The organism is Streptomyces sp. NPDC045968 (genome assembly GCF_056430475.1).
In genome coordinates this window covers 1-22,988 of record NZ_JBWKLF010000011.1, presented here as the reverse complement: position 1 = coordinate 22,988, position 22,988 = coordinate 1, and the positions used below count along the sequence as shown (strand labels likewise).

Annotated in this window: 19 protein-coding genes; 13 read left to right on the top strand and 6 right to left on the bottom strand. The window is 69.6% G+C overall.

Annotated elements, in window-relative coordinates:
- Nucleotides 1–144: 144 nt before the first annotated feature.
- Complete coding sequence (locus AC07FA_RS28445) at nucleotides 145–867, bottom strand: hypothetical protein (RefSeq protein ID WP_479079169.1); 723 nt, start codon at nucleotides 865–867, stop codon at nucleotides 145–147.
- The gene (eccE, locus tag AC07FA_RS28440; protein ID WP_479079359.1) at nucleotides 867–2,216 is read right to left on the bottom strand and encodes a type VII secretion protein EccE; all 1,350 of its coding nucleotides are present in this window, start codon (nucleotides 2,214–2,216) and stop codon (nucleotides 867–869) included. The genes AC07FA_RS28445 and eccE overlap by 1 nt, the downstream gene beginning before the upstream one ends.
- A 226-nt stretch (nucleotides 2,217–2,442) precedes the next feature.
- Here eccE and eccB point away from each other — a divergent pair, with 226 nt between their 5' ends.
- From eccB to AC07FA_RS28420, 4 genes are all read left to right on the top strand, one after another.
- A complete protein-coding gene (gene eccB, locus AC07FA_RS28435; RefSeq protein ID WP_479079168.1) occupies nucleotides 2,443–3,990 on the top strand; it encodes a type VII secretion protein EccB in 1,548 nt (515 codons plus the stop codon).
- Between the two features lie 45 nt (nucleotides 3,991–4,035).
- A complete protein-coding gene (mycP, locus tag AC07FA_RS28430; protein WP_479079167.1) occupies nucleotides 4,036–5,277 on the top strand; it encodes a type VII secretion-associated serine protease mycosin in 1,242 nt (413 codons plus the stop codon).
- A gap of 244 nt (nucleotides 5,278–5,521) precedes the next feature.
- Complete coding sequence (locus tag AC07FA_RS28425; protein WP_328906173.1) at nucleotides 5,522–5,872, top strand: hypothetical protein; 351 nt, start codon at nucleotides 5,522–5,524, stop codon at nucleotides 5,870–5,872.
- 53 nt (nucleotides 5,873–5,925) lie between these two features.
- The gene (locus AC07FA_RS28420; RefSeq protein WP_382739984.1) at nucleotides 5,926–6,231 is read left to right on the top strand and encodes a WXG100 family type VII secretion target; all 306 of its coding nucleotides are present in this window, start codon (nucleotides 5,926–5,928) and stop codon (nucleotides 6,229–6,231) included.
- 79 nt (nucleotides 6,232–6,310) lie between these two features.
- Here the strand turns inward: AC07FA_RS28420 and AC07FA_RS28415 are convergent, their stop codons facing one another.
- Both AC07FA_RS28415 and eccCa read right to left on the bottom strand, forming a co-directional pair.
- Nucleotides 6,311–6,544 (bottom strand): DUF397 domain-containing protein, encoded by a 234-nt coding sequence (locus tag AC07FA_RS28415; protein ID WP_383782638.1) that lies wholly within the window; start codon nucleotides 6,542–6,544, stop codon nucleotides 6,311–6,313.
- A 116-nt stretch (nucleotides 6,545–6,660) separates the two neighbouring features.
- On the bottom strand, nucleotides 6,661–10,623 hold the full coding sequence (eccCa, locus tag AC07FA_RS28410; RefSeq protein ID WP_479079166.1) for a type VII secretion protein EccCa: 3,963 nt from the start codon (nucleotides 10,621–10,623) through the stop codon (nucleotides 6,661–6,663).
- 184 nt (nucleotides 10,624–10,807) lie between these two features.
- Here eccCa and eccD point away from each other — a divergent pair, with 184 nt between their 5' ends.
- The 6 genes from eccD to AC07FA_RS28380 all read left to right on the top strand — a co-directional run bounded on the left by eccD (nucleotide 10,808) and on the right by AC07FA_RS28380 (nucleotide 17,923).
- Nucleotides 10,808–12,289: a type VII secretion integral membrane protein EccD gene (gene eccD, locus AC07FA_RS28405; RefSeq protein WP_479079165.1), complete on the top strand. Its 1,482-nt coding sequence runs from the start codon at nucleotides 10,808–10,810 to the stop codon at nucleotides 12,287–12,289.
- Nucleotides 12,290–12,514: 225 nt separating this feature from the next.
- On the top strand, nucleotides 12,515–12,805 hold the full coding sequence (rpsO, locus tag AC07FA_RS28400) for a 30S ribosomal protein S15 (RefSeq protein ID WP_185298166.1): 291 nt from the start codon (nucleotides 12,515–12,517) through the stop codon (nucleotides 12,803–12,805).
- A 271-nt stretch (nucleotides 12,806–13,076) separates the two neighbouring features.
- On the top strand, nucleotides 13,077–15,290 hold the full coding sequence (locus AC07FA_RS28395; protein ID WP_479079164.1) for a polyribonucleotide nucleotidyltransferase: 2,214 nt from the start codon (nucleotides 13,077–13,079) through the stop codon (nucleotides 15,288–15,290).
- On the top strand, nucleotides 15,287–16,666 hold the full coding sequence (locus tag AC07FA_RS28390) for a M16 family metallopeptidase (RefSeq protein ID WP_479079163.1): 1,380 nt from the start codon (nucleotides 15,287–15,289) through the stop codon (nucleotides 16,664–16,666). The genes AC07FA_RS28395 and AC07FA_RS28390 overlap by 4 nt, the downstream gene beginning before the upstream one ends.
- Nucleotides 16,667–16,691: 25 nt before the next feature.
- Nucleotides 16,692–17,444 (top strand): 4-hydroxy-tetrahydrodipicolinate reductase, encoded by a 753-nt coding sequence (dapB, locus tag AC07FA_RS28385; protein WP_479079162.1) that lies wholly within the window; start codon nucleotides 16,692–16,694, stop codon nucleotides 17,442–17,444.
- A gap of 14 nt (nucleotides 17,445–17,458) precedes the next feature.
- Nucleotides 17,459–17,923, top strand: a complete 465-nt coding sequence (locus AC07FA_RS28380; RefSeq protein ID WP_479079161.1) for a hypothetical protein — start codon at nucleotides 17,459–17,461, stop codon at nucleotides 17,921–17,923.
- A gap of 48 nt (nucleotides 17,924–17,971) precedes the next feature.
- Here the strand turns inward: AC07FA_RS28380 and AC07FA_RS28375 are convergent, their stop codons facing one another.
- Together AC07FA_RS28375 and AC07FA_RS28370 are read right to left on the bottom strand one after the other, a co-directional pair.
- A complete protein-coding gene (locus AC07FA_RS28375; RefSeq protein ID WP_479079160.1) occupies nucleotides 17,972–18,523 on the bottom strand; it encodes a hypothetical protein in 552 nt (183 codons plus the stop codon).
- 94 nt (nucleotides 18,524–18,617) lie between these two features.
- On the bottom strand, nucleotides 18,618–18,857 hold the full coding sequence (locus AC07FA_RS28370) for a hypothetical protein (protein ID WP_479079159.1): 240 nt from the start codon (nucleotides 18,855–18,857) through the stop codon (nucleotides 18,618–18,620).
- A gap of 175 nt (nucleotides 18,858–19,032) precedes the next feature.
- Between AC07FA_RS28370 and thyX the strand changes: the two genes are divergently transcribed.
- From thyX to AC07FA_RS28355, 3 genes are all read left to right on the top strand, one after another.
- Complete coding sequence (gene thyX / locus AC07FA_RS28365) at nucleotides 19,033–19,770, top strand: FAD-dependent thymidylate synthase (protein WP_479079158.1); 738 nt, start codon at nucleotides 19,033–19,035, stop codon at nucleotides 19,768–19,770.
- 152 nt (nucleotides 19,771–19,922) lie between these two features.
- Entirely contained in the window at nucleotides 19,923–20,822 is a 900-nt protein-coding gene (gene dapA / locus AC07FA_RS28360) for a 4-hydroxy-tetrahydrodipicolinate synthase (protein WP_479079157.1), read from the top strand.
- Between the two features lie 130 nt (nucleotides 20,823–20,952).
- Entirely contained in the window at nucleotides 20,953–22,638 is a 1,686-nt protein-coding gene (locus tag AC07FA_RS28355; RefSeq protein WP_479079156.1) for a ribonuclease J, read from the top strand.
- Nucleotides 22,639–22,988: the final 350 nt, after the last annotated feature.

Genomic DNA, 22,988 nt, shown 5'->3' with positions numbered 1-22,988 from the left:
CGGGTCGCAAGAAGCGTCCCAGTTGGTCACACACCGCGTCCAAGTGAGCCCCGAGCGGCTGAGGGTGAGGACAGAAGCGGTCGAAATCGGATATCTGCCTACGGAACGCGGAGCGTTCGTACGCATTGATCCGCCCGGGACCGCTCAGTCCATCCGCCGCGCGCTGCCCAACCATCCGGTCTCGGCGTCGGTCGCCTGGGTCATCACGAACTGCCGGTCACGGTCCGAGCACCACAGGGTGACGCCGTCGGCCAGGGTGGACAGTGCCTGCGACTCGGAGGACGACAGATGCAGGATGCGCCCGATCTGCGCGGCCTCGTCCGGTGAGACCCGCTGGATGCCGACGAGCGCCGACTTCTCCATCAGGCGAGGGGCCACCGGGCTCAGATACGGCAGCAGTGTCACCACGGACTGCCAGGGCCCCGCCACCACACGTCCGCGCGGTGGCCGCATCCCGCAGTCCCGCACCACGACGACCGGCGAACCGGCGGAAGCGCCCTGCGGCGGTACCCGCCCCACGTCGTGCAGCGAGACGCACGGCTGTCCTCCGCCCGCCGCCTGGGCCAGCCCCGTCCAGGCGGCTGCCCGGCCGGTCTCCACAGCGATCCGGGCGCCCGTGGCCGCGGCGCGCAGCGCCAGCACCTGCGCGGTCCACAGTCCGCCGATCAGCGTGACCTCGTACGGAGTGGGCCGGTTGATGCCCAGCACGGCGGGGCGTCCCTCGGCGTCCACGCCGATCACCGTGCCGTCGTCGCCGACCGGCAGGGCCAGCGACGCCAGCTCGTCGAAGGAGACCGCGTGCCGGCTGCGTCGCGGCCCGATCAGGCCGAAGCCCAGGCGGGCCCGGGTGCTCGGAGGTGTGGACATCAGCGGGTACCCCCGAGCGGCAGCGTGGCGAGCACGCCGGGCAGCTGCTCGCGGTCCAGTCGCACCAGCGACGTCTTCACGCCGCGCGCGGTGCGCTCCAACTCATGGCGTGCGGCGACCAGTTCCTCGTCGCTGCGGCCGGTGATCCGGACGTGCCCGGTGACCGAGACCTCCGAGCGGTCGCCGTGGCCCAGCGTCAGGCTGAACGTCGTCGCGAGCGCGGGAATCGAGGTGAGCAACGCGACCAGCTGCGGCATCGAGGCACCGCCGCCGCCCAACTGCGGCCAGCGGCCGACCCAGTACGTCGTATGCCGCCGGTCGTCGCAGCGCCAGGTGCGCGAGGTCTCCTCCGTGCGGCGGCCGGGCGTCTCCGACCGGCTGGCCTGTGCCATCGCCAGCGGACTGACACAGGCCGACGTCGCGATCGCGGAGGTCAGCTCCTGCTCGGTCAGCACCGTCGCGCGGAACCCGGCCCCGGTCAGCCGGCTGGCCAGCTGGTCGGCGGCCCGCACCACGCACTTCTGCGCGCCGACAATGCCGCCGCCGCGCGCCTGCACCGCCTCCGGGCACAGCTCCGGGTCCACCTTGAGCGCGATCCAGGTGATGCGCAGCGCGGGCGAACCCGTCTGGGCCTGCAGAGGCGCGTAGTTCCGTGCGGCGACCGACTGCGACGGCAGGTGCGGAGCGGGCGCCGGCTGGGTGTGCTGCACGATCTGTGCGGATTCCAGGCGGATTCCGTCGACGTCGAGCACATCGCGTACGAGGGTCAGCGGCAGCGGCCGTGCCGAGCGGTCCGGCCGCAGCGCCGTGGAGTCCGACTCGACCTGGACGACCGCCGTGAGGAACGTACCGTCGCCGATCATGCCGACGGGGCGCCGGTCGCGGTCGCTGAAGGAGTACGTGCGCAGTGCCGGTTCGCACTCGACGGCGGGCGCGAGCCCCGGCTCCGTACCGGCGGGCAGGACCAGGGAGGCCGCCCTGCGGCTCCGGGCCCGCAGGGCGAAGACCGTGCTCAGCCACTCGGGCAGCGAACGGCGGTGCCTGCGGACGACGGCGAGCAGCACCAGGATCGCGGCGGCCACTCCGGCCGGAACCAGCAGCAGCGGTTCCACGGCCCAGGCGGCGACCAGCAGCGCGGCCGCGATTTCGATCAGTACGAGTTGTTGCAATCGGAACGAACCGAACTGTCCGGCCCGTCCGTTCAGCCGCGGTGAGGTCGCTCCACCGGAGCCGGGGGCGCCAGCGGAGGACGTGCGTGAACCTCGGCGGGAGGCCCGTGGGCCGCCGGAGCCGGGGGCCCCGGACGCCTGCGTGTTCCCGGCCGGACGTGTCCGCGTTGCGGAAGCCATCATTCCGGCATTCCCCCGTTCATAAGGCCCAACTCCACCCGATCGCCCCTGCCCCGCCGGGGCTTCGGCGGCTGGATCACCCTACCCGGCCCACGGGCACCCACGATCAGCAGGCATAGTAGGGGGCCGGTCCGGCACCAGGGTCCGGCATCCGGGGTCCGGCACAGGGGGCGGGGATGCGTCCGCTCCTGGGCCGCGCGGGGAGACACGGGAGACACACAGACTCATGGCATCACGGCGGGATGAGCTCAACGCGTACACCTTTGCGAAGAAGCGCACGGTGGCGGCATTCCTCCAACCGTCGCCCACCGGCACCGAGGAGGGGGCGCCCCGCCCCCTGCGGGCCGTCGTCCCGAGCCTGATCGTCGGTGCGCTGATCCTCGCCGGGTTCGGCGCCTGGGGCATGTTCAAGCCCACCGCTCCCAAGGACTGGGACAAGCCCGGCACCAAGGTGATCGTCGGCAAGAAGTCCACCACCCGTTACGTGGTGCTCCAGACGGGCAAGGGCAAGGACAGGAAGACGCTGCTCCACCCCGTACTGAACCTCGCGTCGGCCCGGCTGCTGCTCACCCCGCAGCAGTTCGCCGTGGTTCAGGTCGGCGACGACATCCTGGACGCGGGCAAGCCCCCGCGCGGACCGATCCTCGGAATCCCCTACGCCCCCGACCGCCTCCCCGAGCCGACGGACGCGGGCACGGCCAAGCGGTGGGCGGTCTGCGAACAGCCCGGCGGCAAGGGCAACACCGTGCAGAAGGCGGCGTTCGTCTTCGCCGAGCGGGACCTGAAGCTGACCGAGGGCAGGAAGAAGCTCAGCGGCGGCCAGGTGCTCTACGTCCAGGGCCAGGACAGGACCCGCTACCTCGTCGACGCGAGCGGCACCAAGTACCGCGTCAACGAGATCGCCACCGACAACGGCCATCTGACCAACGCCCTGGTCGGCAGCAGTCTGCCGCAGCCCGTCACCGACGACTGGCTCGCCACCCTCCACGACGGCAGCCCGGTCGCCTTCCCGCAGATCCCCGGCACGGTCGGCGCACCCGCGCACATCCAGGGCCAGCTCTCCGCCGAGGAGAACAAGGTCGGCATGGTGCTCAGGACCGAGACCGGCAACGGCACCCAGCACTACGTGGTGCTCGAAGGCAGGGTCCAGCCGATCTCCGAGTTCACCGCCTGGCTCCTGATCAACTCCCCGCAGACCGCCCCCCTCAACCTGGACAGCGAGGCGCGCGCCGTCGGACTCCAGGACTTCGTCCCCGACGGCGAGACCTTCGCGGGCCAGGGCGCCCGCTGGCCCGCCCACAAGGCCGAGCAGGTCAACTCGGTGTCCGGGGGCGGCAGCCGGGACACCGTCTGCAGCGTGCTGCGCAAGGTGGACGACAAGGGCCGAACGACGCTGAGCGTCTGGGCCGGCACGGAGTACCCGGCCGCGATCAACGCCGGTGGCACCAGCACCTACGTCACCCCCGGCAGCGGCCTGCTCTACACCCAGGTCCAGGGCCGGCAGACCAGCCCCGACGGCTCGCTCTTCCTGGTCACCGACACCGGACTGCGGTACGCGGTCCAGGCGAACGGCGACAGTGACGCCCGGCGTTCCGACATCGGGACCGGCGACCAGCAGGGCCAGAGCGACGGCCGCCCCGAGCCGAGCCAGGCCCAGATCCGGCTCGGTTACGAGAAGGTCGTCCCCTCCCTCGTACCGATCGCGTGGTCGGAGTTCCTGTCCAAGGGCCCCCGGCTCGACACCAACAGCGCCCGTCAGCCCCAGGGCTCGTAACCGCCTCGTTCGCGGTGGGACCACGGACTCGGGGGAGAGGAACAGATGTTGTACCGGAAGACCGCGCTGCTGACGGCGGCCACGGCCGCACTGGCCGCGCTCGCGGCGCCGCAGGCCGCGTACGCGGACACGCGAGCCGAGGAACCGGGCGGCCTCGGGATCAACGGCAGCGGTGAGTGCACCTTCCCGATGAAGAAGCAGTTCGAGGGCCGGCCCTGGTCGCTCCAGCGCGTCCTGCTCGACGAACTCTGGCAGGACTCCAAGGGCAAGGGCGTCCGCGTCGCGGTCATCGACACCGGGGTGGACAACGCCAACCCGCAGCTGAAGACGGCCGTCGACACCTCGGCCGGCCGTGATCTCCTCGACGGCAAGGGCGACGGCACCGCCGACGAGGTCGGTCACGGCACCAAGGTCGCCGGCATCATCGCCGCCCGCCCCCGCAAGGGCACCGGGTTCGTCGGACTGGCCCCCGAGGCCACGGTCATCCCCATCCGGCAGAACGACGAGAAGAACAGCGGCAAGGACACCACGATGGCCACCGCGATCGACCACGCGATCGCCAAGGGCGCCGACGTCATCAACATCTCGCAGGACACCACCAAGCCGCTCGCCGCGACCTCCGACCTCGGCAGAGCCGTGGCCAGGGCGCTCGCCAAGGACATCGTCGTCGTCGCCTCCGCGGGCAACGACGGCATGGACGGCAAACGGAAGACGACCTTCCCGGCGGCCTTCGACGGCGTACTCGCCGTCGCCGCCTCCGACCGCAACAACGAACGCGCCGCGTTCTCGCAGGCCGGAGCGTTCGTCGGAGTGGCCGCCCCCGGCGTGGACATCGTCTCCACCGTCCCCGGCAACGGCCAGTGCGCCGACAACGGCACCAGCTTCTCCGCGCCGTACGTCGCCGGGGTCGCCGCCCTCCTCAAGGCCAAGTACCCCACCTGGACGGCCGCCCAGATCGTCGCCCGCATCGAGCAGACCGCCGAGCGGTCCATCACCGGCCACGACGACTTCGTCGGCTGGGGCGTCGTCGACCCGGTCCGCGCGCTGGCCGGCGACAAGGACGACGTACCGCTGGACGCCGCCCACCCCGACGCCCCGCCGCCCAGGGCACAGGCCCCGGAGCCCGCACATCTGGCGATGTCCGAGACGTCGCAGGAACGCAGCGAGCGCTACGCCACCTACGCGCTGGCCCTGGCGGCCGTTCTGGTCTCCGTCGTGGCCGGGACCGCGACCGTGGTCCGTGATGTCCGGCGGCGGCGCGGTTTGCGGGAGACCTCTGCCCAGTGAAGTACCTCTCTCGCGGGAAACCCCAGTTGGGACGAGATGATGAAGTGACTAGGGTGGTAGCAGACTTCACGTGTGTGACGGGGGAACGAGAAGTGGTCGAGTCCGACGCAGGCGGCTGGGTACGCCGTCGCGCGCTCCGAGGACCCCGCGCTCACCCGACTCCGCATCCGGAGCACACGGGGGCAGGAAGAAGCCTGACCGCGACCTGCGGGCAGGCCCGGGAACTGAGAGATAGGACCTCCGGATGACCAACCCCGCAGGTGGTTTCGGACTTGCCGACGATCCGATCGTCCAGGCGAAGAACAAGATCATCGACACCGCCGAGGCGGTGTCCAAGCAGGCCAGGGAGCTGGCAGACATCCTCGCCACGGTGAGCGCGGGCTGGACCGGTGTGGGCGCCTCGGGATTCTCGTCCGCGCAGATCGTGATCAACGAGGACCACGACGAGATCCGCCGGCTGCTCAACGTGCTCCTCAACGCCGTGAGCCAGACCAAGAACCTCAGCAACGCCAACGACGACGAGGTCCGCGCGGCCTTCAACGCCGTGAAGGCGCCGGCGTCCTCGGGCAACACGTCCGGGCTGAACGGCGTCTGAGCGCGCGCCGCAGCACCCTTCCACGTACACGCTGAGCACAGAGGAGAAGACTGATGGCTGGGGACCCGAACACCAAGGTCAGGTACGAGAGCGTCCAGGAGATGGCGAACCGCATCCGTGTGGTGTCGCGCAACATCATCAAGGACCTCGCGGAGATGGACGCCGCCCTCAAGGTCGTCACCGACACCTGGGACGGTGACGCCCACGCGGAGTACATCACGCTCCAGGGCAAGTACAAGGGCAAGGCCGACCACATGAAGGACCGGCTGGAGCAGGTCGCGAAGATCATCGAGACCGGCAAGGACAGCTACCGCTCCACGGACGTCAAGGCCTCGCGCCTGTTCACCGAGTCGTACTGACCCACCCGTTCGTACACATACGAGAGGGGCGCGCTCGGCGGAGCACGCCCCTCTTCGTCGTTCCTCGGCGGGAACCGCCCTACTTCAGGTCGAACTCGCCGTCACGCGCGCCCAGTACGAAGGCGGTCCACTCGGCCTCGGTGTACCGCAGCACGGTCTCCGGGTCCAGCGAGGACCGCATCGCCACGGCCCCGCCCGGCAGATGAGCGATCTCGACGCGCTCCTCGGCCTCCTCGGTGCCGGGAGCACCCAGCCACTCCACCCCCGAGATGTCGAGTGCGTACAGCTCGTCCTTCTCCTGCTGACTGCCCATCGGACGCCTTTCCTCTCCCGCGATACATGTACGTGGCCCGCACCCCGATTATCCCGGTCGGGCCCCGTCTTGTCCCCGATCGCCGGACGGGCTTGACTTTCGGGCCGGACGCGGCATCAGCGCTGCTCGGGCAGCCGCCCGATCTGCACCAGCGGAGTCCCGCGCCTGCGCGAGGCGAAGTAGCCACGCCCCGGCGGCATCGCGTGACCGCGTACCGAACCGATCAGATCGCCCTCGGACGGATCACCGGACAGGACGACACCCTGTGCGCCCAGCTCCTTGATGCGCTGCATGAACCCCTCGTACATCGACCTCGACGCCCCCGCCGAGTTGCGCGCGATGATGAACCGGACCCCCGTGTCCCGGGCGAACGGCAGATACTCCGCCAGCGGAGCCAGCGGGTTGCCCGCGTTCGTCGCCACCAGGTCGTAGTCGTCGACGATGATGAAGATCTGCGGACCGCTCCACCAACTGCGGTCCCGCAGCTGCTGCGGAGTCACGTCCGTCGGCGGCTGCCGCCGGGAGAACACCCCCGCCAGCGCCTCCATGTGCATCTGCATGGAACTCGCCATCGGCGCGTACTCCAGCAGGTGGGACTCCGGCAGCGCACCGAGCAGGGCCCGCCGGTAGTCCCCGACGACGAGCTTCGCCTCGTCGGGGGAGTAGCGCTCCGCGATCTGCTTGGCGATCAGCCGGAGCAGATTCGTCTTGCCGGACTCGCTCTCACCGAAGATCAGGAAGAACGGGTCCGTCTCGAAGTCGACGAACACCGGCTCCAGCGCGGTCTCGTCGATGCCGATCGCGATGCCGCGCTCCGGGAACTCGAAGCCCTTCGGCAGCTGGTCCGCGGCCAGCTTGCGCGGCAGCAGCCGCACGGCCGGCGCGGAGGGACCCGACCAGTTCGCCCGCACCGCGGCGACGAAGGCGGCCGTGCCCTCGGAGAGATCCGCTCCGCTGCTGACGGAGTCGATACGCGGCAGAGCACCCATGAAGTGCAGCTTCTCCGGCACCTGCCCACGGCCCGGTACGCCCGGCGGCACGTTCACCGCGACCTTGCGGTCGAACTCCGAGTCCATGACATCACCGAGCCGCAGTTCGAGCCGGCCCAGGATCTGGTCCTTCAGCGCCGCCCGGACCTCCATGTAACGGGCTGCCGTGAGAACCACGTGGATGCCGTAACCGAGACCGCGCGAGGCGATGTCCGTGACGGTCTGCTCCAGCATCTCGTACTCCGCGCGGAAGCCGCCCCAGCCGTCGATGACCAGGAACACATCGCCCCACGCCTCACCGGGCAGCTCGCCCAGGGCACGCTTGCGCCGGTAGGTGGCGATGGAGTCGATGGAGTGCGCCCGGAAGAACTCCTCGCGCCGGTTGAGCACCCCGGCGACCTCGGCGACCGTACGGCGCACCCGCTCGGGGTCGAGCCGCGAGGCCATCCCGCCGACGTGCGGCAGCTCCGCCAGCGAGACGAGACCGCCACCACCGAAGTCCAGCCCGTAGAACTGCACCTCGTGCGGGGTGTGCGTGAGCGCGAACGACGAGATCAGCGCCCGCATCATCGTGGACTTGCCGGACTGCGGACCGCCGACGACCATCATGTGGCCCGCCGCGCCCGAGAAGTCCCGGTACAGGACCTCACGCCGCTGCTCGAAGGGCTTGTCGATCAGGCCGATCGGGACGGTCAGCCCGCCGGGCCGGGTGTACTCCGTCGCCGTGAACCCGCGGTCCGCGGTCGGCGCGAGCCCCGGCAGCAACTGGTCCAGCGTCGGCGCCCGGTCCAGCGGCGGCAGCCACACCTGGTGCGCCGGCACCCCCTGGCCCTCCAGGCGCCGCACGATCACGTCGAGCACCGTGTCGGCGAGCGCGTCCTCGTCCGCCTCCGACCGGGCCGCCGCGGCCAGCTGCGCCGGGTCCGGAGCCGCGTACACCACCGGCACCGGAGCGGCACTGAACACCGCGGGCCGCCGCTCGACCGGCAGCTGCCCCACCGAAAGGTCGGGACCACCCGTGCGGTACGTCCCCGACACGTACGCCGCCTTGAAGCGGGTCATCTCGTCCGTACCGAACTTCAGATAGCCGGACCCGGGCACCGAGGGCAGGTGGTAGGCGTCCGGCACACCCAGCGCCGTGCGCGACTCCGCCGCCGAGAAGGTCCGCAGACCGATCCGGTACGAGAGATAGGTGTCCAGACCGCGCAGCTTGCCCTCCTCCAGCCGCTGCGAGGCCAGCAGCAGATGCACACCCAGGGAGCGGCCGATGCGGCCGATCTGGATGAACATGTCGATGAAGTCCGGCTTGGCCGTGAGGAGTTCGGAGAACTCGTCGATGACGAGGACCAGCGAGGCCAGCGGTTCGAGCGCGGCGCCCGCGGCCCGCGCCTTCTCGTAGTCGTGGATGTTGGCGTAGTTGCCGGCCGACCGCAGCAGCTCCTGGCGCCGCTGCAGCTCACCGCGGATCGCGTCACCCATGCGGTCGACCAGCGTCAGGTCGTCCGCCAGGTTGGTGATGACCGCGGCCACGTGCGGCATGTGCGACATCCCCGCGAACGTCGCACCGCCCTTGAAGTCCGCGAGCACGAAGTTGAGCGTCTCCGAGGAGTGCGTGACCGCGAGCCCCAGCACCAGCGTCCGCAGCAGCTCCGACTTCCCGGAACCCGTGGCACCGACACACAGCCCGTGCGGACCCATGCCCTCCTGCGCGGCCTCCTTGAGGTCCAGCATCACCGGCTGGCCGTCCTCGCCGACACCGATCGGCACCCGGAGCCGCTCCGAGACCGACCGGGGCCGCCAGGTCCGCGCCACATCGACCGACGCCGCATCGCCGAGATTCAGCAGATCCGTGAAGTCCAGGTTGGCGAGCAGGGGTTCGTCGTCGTCGCCCCCGCCCATCATGAGCGGCGCGAGCTGCCGGGCCAGCGCCTCGGCGGCCGGCAGCGAGATCCCGTCCGGCACCCCCTCGTACGCGAGTCCGGCACCGGACTCCAGCCGCAGCAGACCCGGACGCACCACGACGGAGAGACCACCGCGCGGCTCGTCCAGCTCGCCCGGCACCACCTCGACGATCGTCACGCCCTGAAGGCCCTCGGCCGCCGCGAACAGCGAGTCGGGCGGCACCATCCCACCGTCCAGGACCACCACGATGTGCGGCTGGTCCAGCACCGGCTGGCTCTCCCGCCCGAAGCGCGGCCGGCCCTCAAGACGGCTCGCCAGCAACTGCTCCAGCTCGCCCAGATCGTCACCGAACAGCCGCTTGGTGCCGGCCCCGTCGACCTGCCCGGGCACCTGCGCGTGCGGCAGCCACTTCGTCCAGTCCCAGCGCGCCACGGCACCCGGCGCGGCCACCACGGCGACCAGCAGGTCCTCGGGGGAGTGCAGCGTCACCAGCTGCGCCACCAGCGACCGGGCGGTGGACTGCGCCGCCTCCGGCTGCCCGGACACCGTCACGTGGTAGAAGGCCCGCATCGAGACGGCCATCGGCAGCCCGTCCAACGACCCGTGCACCGCAAGGAACTGCTGCATGGCGCCCGCGCACATCGGCTCCAGCTCGTCCACCGGAGCGGTCTCGGGAGCGATCAGCGGAGTGGCCAGCTGCTGCGCGCCGAGCCCGACCCGCACATGGGCGAAGTCCTTGTCGCCCACCCGCCGTTCCCAGACCCGGCTGCCCTCGGCGACCACCGACCACAACTGCTCGGGCGCGGGGTGCAGATACAGCTGTACGTCACGCTGCGCCCGGGCGGTCCTGCGGACCGTCCGCCGGGTCTGCGCAAGGTATTTGAGGTAGTCGCGCCGCACATCCGCCATTTGCCCCTGCGTACCGCGACGGTGGCGGACCAGCTGGGCGACCACCATTCCGACGGTCGACACGAGCATCAGGACGCCCATGATCCGCATGAACGGAGGCGCCTGCGGCGAGAAGAAGAACACCACCGACGAACCCATGCCGAGCACCGGCAGGATCTGCATCAGCATGCCCTCCTGCTGCCCGCGCGGCAGTTCGGGAGGGGCCTCCAACGTCAACTCGTCCGCTGGTACTTCCGGCGGCAGAGACCGCGGAGGTCGTTTCACGACGATCTGGCTCACCGGAACATCAATCCCTCAATACGGACGGGCGGAAGGCCGGTCTGGTCCGCACCGACGCCCCCGTGGCTGCGTGTCCGCGGACTTCCCTCCGCGCGACGGTGATCCTACTTGCAGATCACCTGGCCCCCTCCCGGTAGGGTGGCGCGCGCACTGTGCGCAACCGCGAATCAGGGGGACCAGACACGTGAGTACGACCGCAGCGACGGGTTTCTGCCGCGTCACTGTCGTGGCGCCCGACAGCCGGATCGATGTCGCCCTTCCGGAAGACATCGCCGTCGCCGACGTCTACCCGGAGATCCTGCGCCTCACGGGCCAGACCCAGGCGGCCGGGACACCCACCGGCTATCACCTCGTACGCCGCGACGGAACCGTCCTCGACGGCGCCCGCACGCTCGCGGCCCAGCAGGTACTCGACGGCGAACTCCTCAGCCTGCGCCCCTTCGCCCAGTCGCTGCCGCCCGCCGTCTTCGACGACGTGTCGGACGCCGTCGCCTCGGCCGTCACCCGCGACCGTCATCTGTGGAGCGACGAACTGCTGCGCGGCGCCGGTCTGCTCGGCGGCGTCCTCCTCCTCGTACTCATGGGCTTCGTGCTCTGGTTCGCGGACCCCCTGCGCCACGACATGCACAGCCTGCCCGGCATCATCGCCGGTGCGGCCGGCCTGCTGCTGACCGCCTTCGCGGGCGTACGCGCCCGGGTTTACGCCGACCGCGCCACCGCCGTCGCCCTCGGCCTCGGCGCACTCCCGCTCGTCCTCATCGCCGGCTCGGGCATCATCGGCCCGGACGCCGGCCAGGGCCCCGGCCGCCTGCAGTTCCTGCTCGGCTGCGTCGCCGTGCTCGTCGCGTCCGTCGCCCTGGTCGCGCTGACACCCAGCGGGGACGCGCCGTTCGTCGCGGCCACCTTCCTCGCCACCGTCGGGACCCTCGCCACCTTCGTCGCGATCCTCACCGAGGCATCCGCCACACAGACCGCCGCCGTCTGCGCCCCGGTGGCCCTCGGCCTCGTCGCCTTCCTCCCCGGTCTCTCCGCCCGCTTCGCCCGGCTCCCCATCGGATACGCCTCCCCGCGCACCGCGCCGGCCGGCTACGACGACAACTTCACCGACGCGAACAGTGGACCCAAGGCCGACGGCGAGCCCGTCGACGCCGAGCGCATCGCGGCCCAGGCCCGCAGGGGCCACGAGATGCTCCTCGGCCTGGTCGGCGGCTGCGCGGCCGTGGCCGTCGGCTCGGCAGCCGTGCTCGGCTTCTCCGACAACATCTGGGGCCAGATCCTCGCCCTCGCCTCCGGCCTCGCGATGCTGCTGCGCGCCCGCCTCTTCCGCTACACCTCACAGGTGGCGTGCGTCCTGGTGGCGGGCATCGGCGCGATCGCCCTGCTGGTCCTCGGCCTCTCCCTGAACCCGCCGACCGACCTGCTGTACGAGCTCGCCCGGTACGGCGACCGGGGCTCCCTCGACATCCGTACGATCTGGCTCTCCGCGGCGGTGGCGGCGGGCGCCGCCCTGCTCACCGCGATCGGCCTGATCATTCCGCGCAAGGGGCTCTCCCCCTTCTGGGGCCGCCTCCTCGACCTCACCGAGAGCGCCCTGCTCCTCTCCCTCGTCCCGCTCTGCCTGGCCGTCCTGGACATCTTCAGCAGGGCCCGCGCGATGACGAGCTAGCACCACGGACCGGTCGAGGACGAAGCGGCGGCACGGGCACCCCGGGCACCCCGTCCGGGCCGCCCCGCGAGGGCTGGTACTCTGACTGGTGGCCGTTTGTGTACGCGTTCCCGGTTCGTTCTGGGGACTGCGCTCATCGGACCTTCGCTCCCGAGTCACAGAAGCTCCCCTGAGAACGAGACCAGGGGCACTCGTGAGCGCATCGAATACCAAGAGGAGTACCGCGTGCCGCTCGACGCCGTTACCAAGAAGCAGATCATGACCGAGTTCGCGCAGAAGGAGGGCGACACCGGTTCCCCCGAGGTTCAGGTCGCCATGCTTTCCCGCCGGATCTCGGACCTGACCGAGCACCTCAAGCTGCACAAGCACGACCACCACTCCCGTCGTGGTCTGCTGATCCTGGTCGGCCAGCGCCGCCGTCTTCTGCAGTACCTCGCCAAGAAGGACATCCAGCGCTTCCGTGCCCTCGTCGACCGCCTCGGCATCCGCCGTGGTGCGGCCGGCGGCGCCAAGTAAGGACGCTGTGAGAGGGAGCGGTTCCCCCTTCTAGGGGGCCGCTCCCTTTGCTGTACGTGCGGGACCGGGTTCAAGCTCAGTAACCTGGACGTGCGACACCAGAACGAGGAGGAGCGCCCTCCAGCCTCCGCCGGTCCTCGGTAGTGGCCCCCGGGACAACGCCCGGGTGCTTCGATCGAAGACCGGCCCGCATTCAAGGAGCGCTTCTCCGTACCGTCCCCCCGCCACACGGGCGGAAGGACGAAAGACGACGAGTATGGAGAAATCACTAGTGGAGAACGAGACCCACTACGCCGAGGCCGTTATCGACAACGGAACCTTCGGCACCCGCACCATCCGCTTCGAGACGGGCCGCCTGGCCAAGCAGGCCGCCGGCTCCGCCGTCGCGTACCTGGACGACGACACCATGGTGCTGTCGGCCACCACCGCCTCCAAGAGGCCCAAGGACCAGCTCGACTTCTTCCCCCTCACGGTGGACGTCGAGGAGCGGCAGTACGCGGCCGGCAAGATCCCCGGCTCCTTCTTCCGCCGTGAGGGCCGGCCCTCCGAGGACGCGATCCTCACCTGCCGCCTGATCGACCGCCCGCTGCGCCCCTCCTTCAAGAAGGGCCTGCGCAACGAGATCCAGATCGTCGAGACGATCATGGCGCTCAACCCCGACCACCTGTACGACGTGGTCGCGATCAACGCCGCCTCCGCTTCCACGATCCTGGCGGGCCTGCCTTTCTCCGGCCCCATCGGCGCCACCCGCGTCGCCCTGATCAAGGGCCAGTGGGTCGCCTTCCCGACGCACACCGAGCTCGAGGACGCGGTCTTCGACATGGTGGTCGCCGGTCGCGTCCTGGAGGACGGCGACGTCGCGATCATGATGGTCGAGGCCGAGGCCACCGAGAAGACCATCCAGCTCGTCCAGGACGGTGCCGAGGCCCCGACCGAAGAGGTCGTCGCCGCCGGTCTCGAGGCCTCGAAGCCCTTCATCAAGGCGCTCTGCAAGGCCCAGTCCGACCTCGCCTCCAAGGCTGCCAAGCCCACCGGCGAGTTCCCGGTCTTCCTCGACTACCAGGACGACGTCCTGGAGGCGCTCACCGCCGCCGTCAGCACCGAGCTCGCCAAGGCGCTCACCATCGCCGGCAAGCAGGAGCGCGAGGCGGAGCTGGACCGCATCAAGGAGATCGCCGGCGAGAAGCTCCTCCCGGCCTTCGAGGGCCGCGAGAAGGAGATCTCCGGTGCCTACCGCGCGCTGACCAAGAAGCTGGTCCGCGAGCGCGTCATCAAGGACAAGGTCCGCATCGACGGCCGCGGCGTCACGGACATCCGTACGCTGGCCGCCGAGGTCGAGGCCATCCCGCGCGTGCACGGCTCGGCGCTGTTCGAGCGTGGCGAGACCCAGATCCTGGGCGTCACCACCCTCAACATGCTCCGGATGGAGCAGCAGCTGGACACCCTCTCCCCGGTGACCCGCAAGCGCTACATGCACAACTACAACTTCCCGCCGTACTCCGTCGGCGAGACCGGCCGCGTGGGCTCGCCCAAGCGCCGCGAGATCGGCCACGGTGCGCTCGCCGAGCGCGCCATCGTGCCGGTGCTGCCGTCGCGCGAGGACTTCCCGTACGCGATCCGCCAGGTCTCCGAGGCGCTGGGCTCCAACGGCTCGACGTCCATGGGCTCGGTCTGCGCCTCCACCATGTCCCTGCTGAACGCCGGTGTGCCCCTCAAGGCCGCCGTCGCCGGTATCGCCATGGGTCTGATCTCCGAGGAGATCGACGGCAAGACGCACTACGTCGCCCTCACCGACATCCTCGGTGCGGAGGACGCCTTCGGCGACATGGACTTCAAGGTCGCCGGTACGAAGCAGTTCGTGACCGCGCTCCAGCTCGACACCAAGCTCGACGGCATCCCCGCCTCGGTCCTGGCCGCCGCGCTGAAGCAGGCCCGTGACGCGCGTCTGCACATCCTGGACGTCATGAACGAGGCCATCGACGTCCCGGACGAGATGTCCCCGAACGCCCCGCGGATCATCACGGTCAAGATCCCGGTGGACAAGATCGGTGAGGTCATCGGCCCCAAGGGCAAGATGATCAACCAGATCCAGGAGGACACCGGCGCCGACATCACGATCGAGGACGACGGCACCATCTACATCGGTGCCCAGCAGGGCTCGCAGGCCGAGGCCGCGCGCGCCACGATCAACGCGATCGCCAACCCGACCATGCCGGAGGTCGGCGAGCGTTACCTGGGTACGGTCGTCAAGACCACCACCTTCGGTGCCTTCGTCTCCCTCATGCCCGGCAAGGACGGCCTGCTGCACATCTCGCAGATCCGCAAGCTCGCCGGTGGCAAGCGCGTGGAGAACGTCGAGGACGTGCTCGCGGTCGGCTCCAAGGTCCAGGTCGAGATCGCGGAGATCGACTCCCGCGGCAAGCTCTCCCTCATCCCCGTGATCGAGGGCGAAGAGGCCGACGAGAAGGACGACACCGACAAGTGACGTCCCGTAGTTCCGTGACGACGGCCCGCACCTCCTCGGAGGCGCGGGCCGTCGCCCGTACCCAAACGCTTCTCAAGGGCGCCAACGGCATCGGCACAGTACGCCGTACGGTCCTCCCCGGCGGTCTCCGGATCGTCACCGAGACCCTGCCCTCCGTACGCTCCGCCACCTTCGGTATCTGGGCGAACGTCGGATCACGCGACGAGACGCCCGCGCTGAACGGCGCGACCCACTACCTCGAACACCTCCTCTTCAAGGGCACCGCCAAGCGCAGCGCCCTCGACATCTCGTCCGCGATCGACGCGGTCGGCGGCGAGATGAACGCCTTCACGGCGAAGGAGTACACCTGCTACTACGCGCGGGTCCTCGACACGGACCTGCCGCTGGCCATCGATGTCGTCTGCGACATGCTGACCGGCTCGCTGATCACGTCCGAGGACGTCGACGCCGAGCGCGGCGTCATCCTCGAAGAGATCGCGATGACCGAGGACGACCCGGGCGACTGCGTGCACGACCTGTTCGCGCACACCATGCTCGGCGACACCCCCCTCGGCCGCCCGGTCCTCGGCACCGTCGACACGGTCAACGGACTGAGCCGCGGCCAGATCGCCCGCTTCTACAAGAAGCACTACGACCCCACGCGCCTCGTCGTCGCCGCCGCGGGCAACGTCGACCACGCCACGGTCGTACGCCAGGTCCGCAGGGCCTTCGAGCGCGCCGGCGCCCTGTCCCGCACCGACGCCGTCCCGATGGCGCCGCGCGAGGGCTCCCGCACGCTGCGCACCGCGGGCCGCGTGGAGCACCTGAACCGCAAGACGGAGCAGGCACACGTCGTCCTCGGCATGCCGGGCCTCGCCCGCACCGACGAGCGCCGCTGGGCCCTGGGCGTCCTGAACACCGCCCTGGGCGGCGGAATGTCCTCCCGCCTCTTCCAGGAGGTACGGGAGAAGCGCGGCCTGGCCTACAGCGTGTACTCGTACACCTCGGGCTTCGCCGACTGCGGGCTCTTCGGTGTGTACGCGGGCTGCCGGCCCAGCCAGGTCCACGACGTCCTCAAGATCTGCCGCGACGAGCTCGACCGCGTCGCGGCCGACGGACTCGACGACGAGGAGATCGGCCGTGCCATCGGTCAGCTCTCCGGTTCCACCGTCCTCGGCCTGGAGGACACCGGCGCGTTGATGAACCGCATCGGCAAGAGTGAGCTGTGCTGGGGCGAGCAGATGTCGGTCGACGACATGCTGGCGCGGATCGCGGCGGTCACGCCCGACGACGTCCGCGCGGTGGCGGCCGAGGTCCTGGGCCGGCGTCCTTCGCTCTCCGTCATCGGTCCGCTCAAGGACAAGCAGGCCGACCGCCTGCACGAAGCGGTCTCCTAACCCTCCTCGTAAGGAAGCAGAGCACATGAGCAAGCTGCGCGTGGCCGTTCTCGGCGCCAAGGGACGCATCGGGTCCGAGGCGGTCCGAGCCGTCGAGGCCGCCGACGACATGGAGCTGGTGGCCGCACTGGGCCGCGGCGACAAGCTGGAGACCCTCGCGGACACCGGCGTCCAGGCGGTCGTCGAGCTCACCACCCCCGCATCGGTGATGGGCAACCTCGACTTCTGTATCCGGCACGGCATCCACGCCGTCGTCGGTACGACCGGCTGGACCGACGAACGGCTCGCGCAGCTCACCACCTGGCTCGACGGCTCGCCGGAGACCGGGGTGCTCATCGCGCCGAACTTCTCCATCGGCGCGGTCCTCACGATGAAGTTCGCGGAGCAGGCGGCCCGCTACTTCGAGTCCGTCGAGGTCATCGAGTTGCACCATCCGCACAAGGTCGACGCGCCCTCGGGGACGGCCACCCGCACCGCCCAGCTCATCGGGGCGGCCCGCGAGCGCGCCGGCATGGCGGCTCAGCCGGACGCCACCACGACGGCCCTGGACGGCGCCCGCGGCGCGAACGTCGCCGGTGTCCCCGTCCACGCCATCCGGCTCCGGGGCCTCCTGGCCCACCAGGAGGTCCTGCTCGGTGGCGAGGGCGAGACGCTCACCATCCGCCACGACTCCCTGCACCACAGCAGCTTCATGCCGGGCATCCTGCTCGGTACGCGCCGTGTGGTGACCACTCCCGGCCTCACGTTCGGCCTGGAACACTTCCTCGACCTGAACTGACTGAGCCGACACCCATGCGCGCAAAGATCACTTACGTCGTCACCGCTGCCGTCCTGGTCTTCTACTTCGCCCTGGTCGGCAGCCGTGGCCTCCTGCTCATACGCCACGGCACACTGCTCACGATCACCTTCGGCGTAGCGGTCCTGATCCTGCCGGTGATCGGTATCTGGTTCCTCTGGAAGAACACGCAGTTCGTCCGCAGGGCCAACGCACTGGCCGCCGAGCTGGAGGCCGAGGGCGGCCTCCCGGTCGACGAACTGCTCCGCACCCCGTCCGGCCGCATCGACCGGGACTCGGCGGACGCGGTGTTCGCCCGTCGCCGCGAGGAAACGGAAGACACCCCCGACGACTGGCGCTGCTGGTTCCGCCTGGCAGTCGCCTACCAGGACGCCAGAGACACCCCACGAGCCCGCAAGGCCATGCAACGGGCGATCGCCCTGCACAGGGCCACCGGCACGGTCAAGCCCACCCCGGCATAACGAGCCCGTCCGGCGATCGAGGACGAGCCTCAGCCGGACGGGCCCGCTCTAGCCTCGCTGGTACTCGTCGCCCCAGGCCTCGATCGCGTCCGTGGCCCGCTCGAACGCCTCAGCCCGTGCCAGGAAATCCGCGTTGTGGTCCGTCACCAGCGGCGGCAACGACTCACCACCCTGACGCACCACGATCAGCGCCTGGCCCTGCACGGTCCGCGGCAGCCCGAGCCACTTCACGGGCTGCTGAACCGTACGCACGGCGGCCGTCTGCCCCCACCGCACCGTCGTCGTGCGGAAGAACCCCACCCGGCGCACTCCGTGCCGGCTGACCCACGCACCGACACGGAGCAGCCGCAAGGCACCGGCGATCACCACGCCGGCGAGTACGAGACACACGGTGGCCCCGGAAAGCCCTCCGGCCGCGGCGGTGATCACTCCCGCGAGCAGGACGAACGAGGCAAGCAGCAGCAGGGTGGCCGCTGCTGCGACCCGCCACGGACCCGGGCGGTACGGCCGCCGCCAGCTGTCGTGGTCGTCGAACGGCAGCGCGATGTCCTCTGCGCCCGCGTCAAATGCGCGGTCGGCCGTCAGAAAGGGCAGGGGCACGACTGATCCTCACTCACAAGCACGCTCGATTGCTGTGCCCGGTGAGGCTACCGAGGAGGCCACCGACCCGACCACCCCAGGGGGTCCGTACGAGTCAGCGGCCCCGGGCCGCCTCGGATTTCTGGCTGTGCGAGGGACTCTGGCCGGTGTCGAGGGCGGGAAGGCCGAACAGAAGCGATCCGGCCAGACCGGTGACCACGACCAGCCCGACGAGGGAACGGCCGACGAGCTGCGAGACGCTGGCCCGCTCGCGCGGCGGCGGAGTGACATTGCTGCGGAATCGGTCGGCCTCGGCAACGAACGAGAACGGGACGGATTCACGCCGGCGGAACATGAGGAAGCTCTCCTTGAACTATGGGGCGGGTGCTGCTAATGAGTCAGACGTACGGCGAGCCCGATCGGTGCCCCGAATCGCCGAATCATTCGAAGAATTCCTGCGTACGGAGGCCCTCGTCGGGGCCCGTAGAGTGGACGCCGCCCGAGCGACGCCATTGGAAGGACCCCCGCCGGTGACCGACACCCCCGAGCCCACGAAGGCCCACTTCCGCAGCGATGTCACCGTTGACCTGGTGAAATCAGCGGCCAGCGACTCCGACGTGCTGTTCGCAGCGCGTGTGTCCACGGCCGGGGAACAGTCCCTGGAAGAGGTCACCAAGGACCCCGAGCGCTCCAAGGGACTCATCAACTATCTGATGCGGGACCGGCACGGCAGCCCGTTCGAGCACAACTCGATGACCTTCTTCATCAGCGCCCCGATCTTCGTGTTCCGCGAGTTCATGCGGCACCGCGTGGGCTGGTCGTACAACGAGGAATCGGGCCGCTACAGGGAGCTGGAGCCGGTCTTCTACGTCCCGGGGGAGTCCCGCAAGCTCATCCAGCAGGGCCGCCCCGGCAAGTACGAGTTCGTCGAGGGAACGCCGGAGCAGCACGAGCTCACGAGCCGCTCCATGGAGGCCTCGTACCGCCAGGCGTACGACGCCTATCAGGAGATGCTCGCCGCCGGGATCGCCCGTGAGGTCGCCCGCGCGGTGCTCCCCGTCGGCTTGTTCTCCACGATGTACGCCACCTGCAACGCCCGCTCGCTGATGCACTTCCTCGGCCTGCGCACCCAGCACGAACTGGCCAAGGTGCCGTCCTTCCCGCAGCGCGAGATCGAGATGGTCGGCGAGCAGATGGAAGCCCAGTGGGCGCAGCTCATGCCGCTCACTCATGCGGCCTTCAACAAAAACGGACGGGTCGCCCCGTAAGCGGTGTCCGTATTGCGGCGTTTCGAGAAGTTCATCTAGGCTGATCAAACGGACCCGGCACTGCTTGAACCCCCGAGCAGGCAGTGCCGGGCTCCTCTTCCTCGTCCCCCCGAGGGGACACGGCGCTCCGAGCAACGAGTAGCGTGTTACCCATGGCTCCGATCTCCACTCCGCAGACCCCCTTCGGGCGGGTCCTCACCGCTATGGTCACGCCGTTCACGGCGGACGGCGCACTCGACCTCGACGGCGCCCAGCGGCTCGCCGCCCATCTGGTGGACGCAGGCAACGACGGCCTGGTCATCAACGGCACCACCGGTGAGTCCCCGACCACCAGCGACGCGGAGAAAGACCAGCTCGTACGGGCTGTACTCGAAGCGGTAGGAGACCGGGCACACGTCGTCGCCGGCATCGGCACCAACGACACCCGCCACAGCATCGAGCTCGCCCGCACCGCGGAACGCGCCGGTGCCCACGGCCTCCTCGCCGTCACGCCGTACTACAACAAGCCGCCGCAGGAAGGCCTCCTGCGCCACTTCACCGCCATCGCGGACGCCACCGGGCTCCCCGTGATGCTGTACGACATTCCGGGCCGCAGCGGTGTGCCGATCGACACAGAGACGCTCGTACGGCTCGCGGAGCACCCCCGGATCGTCGCCAACAAGGACGCCAAGGGAGACCTGGGCCGCGCCAGCTGGGCCATCGCCCAGTCCGGCCTCGCCTGGTACTCCGGCGACGACATGCTGAACCTCCCGCTGCTCTCGGTCGGCGCCATCGGTTTCGTCTCGGTCGTCGGCCACGTCGTCACCCCCGACCTGCGGGCGCTCATCGAGGCCCACCTCGGCGGCGACGTCCAGAAGGCCACGGAGATCCACCAGAAGCTGCTTCCGGTCTTCACCGGGATGTTCCGTACCCAGGGCGTGATCACCACCAAGGCCGCGCTCACCCTGCGGGGCCTGCCGGCCGGTCCGCTGCGTCTGCCGCTGGTGGAACTCACCAACCAGGAGACGGCGCAGCTCAAGATCGATCTGGCTGCCGGCGGGGTACAGCTGTAACCACGGACTTCACAACTGAATAAGCGAGCAACGCTCGCGAGAGCACCATCCCAGACAACAGCAAGTGCACGAATGACATGCGCGCCACGTGCCCTCAGCGGTACGTGGCGTGCGTGGTAAGGAGAGTCTTTTGAGTCATCCGCATCCTGAACTCGGTACCCCGCCGAAGCTCCCGAAGGGCGGTCTGCGCGTAACCCCGCTCGGCGGCCTGGGGGAGATCGGCCGCAATATGACGGTCTTCGAGTACGGCGGACGCCTGCTCATCGTCGACTGCGGCGTCCTCTTCCCCGAGGAGGAGCAGCCGGGCATCGACCTGATCCTGCCGGACTTCACCATCCTCCGGGACCGTCTGGACGACATCGAGGGCATCGTCCTCACGCACGGACACGAGGACCACATCGGTGGTGTCCCGTATCTGCTGCGCCTGAAGCCGGACATCCCGCTCATCGGCTCCAAGCTGACCCTCGCGCTGATCGAGGCGAAGCTCCAGGAGCACCGGATCCGTCCGTACACCCTTGAGGTCACCGAGGGCCAGCGCGAGCGCATCGGCGTGTTCGACTGCGAGTTCATCGCGGTCAACCACTCCATCCCGGACGCCCTCGCGGTCGCCATCCGCACCCCCGCCGGCCTGGTCGTCGCCACCGGCGACTTCAAGATGGACCAGCTCCCGCTGGACGGCCGCCTCACCGACCTGCACGCTTTCGCGAGGCTGAGCGAGGAAGGCATCGACCTTCTCCTCTCGGACTCGACGAACGCGGAGGTCCCCGGCTTCGTGCCGCCCGAGCGGGACATCTCCAACGTCCTGCGCACGGTCTTCGCGAACGCCCAGAAGCGGATCATCGTGGCGAGCTTCGCCAGCCACGTGCACCGCATTCAGCAGATCCTGGACGCGGCCCACGAGTACGGCCGCAGGGTCGCCTTCGTCGGCCGCTCGATGGTCCGCAACATGGGCATCGCCCGTGACCTCGGCTATCTCAAGGTCCCCGCGGGCCTCGTCGTGGACGTGAAGACCCTCGACGACCTGCCGGACGACGAGGTCGTGCTGGTCTGCACGGGTTCCCAGGGCGAGCCGATGGCGGCCCTGTCCCGCATGGCCAACCGTGACCACCAGATCCGCATCGTCCCGGGCGACACGGTCATCCTGGCGTCGTCGCTCATCCCGGGTAACGAGAACGCGGTCTACCGCGTGATCAACGGCCTGACCCGCTGGGGCGCCAACGTCGTCCACAAGGGCAACGCCAAGGTCCACGTCTCGGGTCACGCCTCGGCCGGCGAGCTGCTGTACTTCTACAACATCTGCAAGCCGAAGAACCTGATGCCGGTCCACGGCGAATGGCGCCACCTCAGGGCCAACGCCGAACTGGGTGCCCTCACCGGCGTGCCCAAGGACCACATCGTCATCGCCGAGGACGGCGTCGTCGTCGACCTCGTCGACGGCAAGGCCAAGATCGTCGGCAAGGTCCAGGCGGGATACGTGTACGTCGACGGCCTCTCGGTCGGCGATGTCACGGAGACCTCCCTCAAGGACCGCCGCATCCTCGGCGACGAGGGCATCATCTCGGTCTTCATCGTCGTCGACAGTTCCTCCGGCAAGATCGTGGGCGGCCCCCACATCCAGGCCCGAGGCTCCGGCATCGACGACTCGGCGTTCAGCGCCGTCGTCCCGAAGGTCCAGGACGCAATCAACAAGTCCGCTCAGGACGGCGTGATGGAGCCGCACCAGCTCCAGCAGCTGGTCCGCCGCACGGTGGGCAAGTGGGTCTCCGACACCTACCGTCGGCGCCCGATGATCCTCCCGGTCGTGGTCGAGGTCTGACCCCGACCAGCACCAACACGGAGCGGGGCACCTCGATTTGCATCGGGGCGCCCCGCTCCAGTACGTTTACGTCTCCGCCTGAACGGGAAGCACCGCGCGCACTCGTGCGCAGGGAGCACTCGAACGGGGCGGGGAATTCCGACTCAGAATCTCTGATAAAGTCGGTTCCGCCGAAAGGCAAAAGGCCCTCCAACAGGCCGCCGGAAACAAATTCGGACCGGAAACGGAACGGAATGAGTCTGGTAAGGTTGGAACCGCCGGAAAGGGAAACGCGAAAGCGAAGAACTGGAAAGCGAAACCCGCTTCGACCGGGAATCGGACACGAAAGAGTCTGATAGAGTCGGAAACGC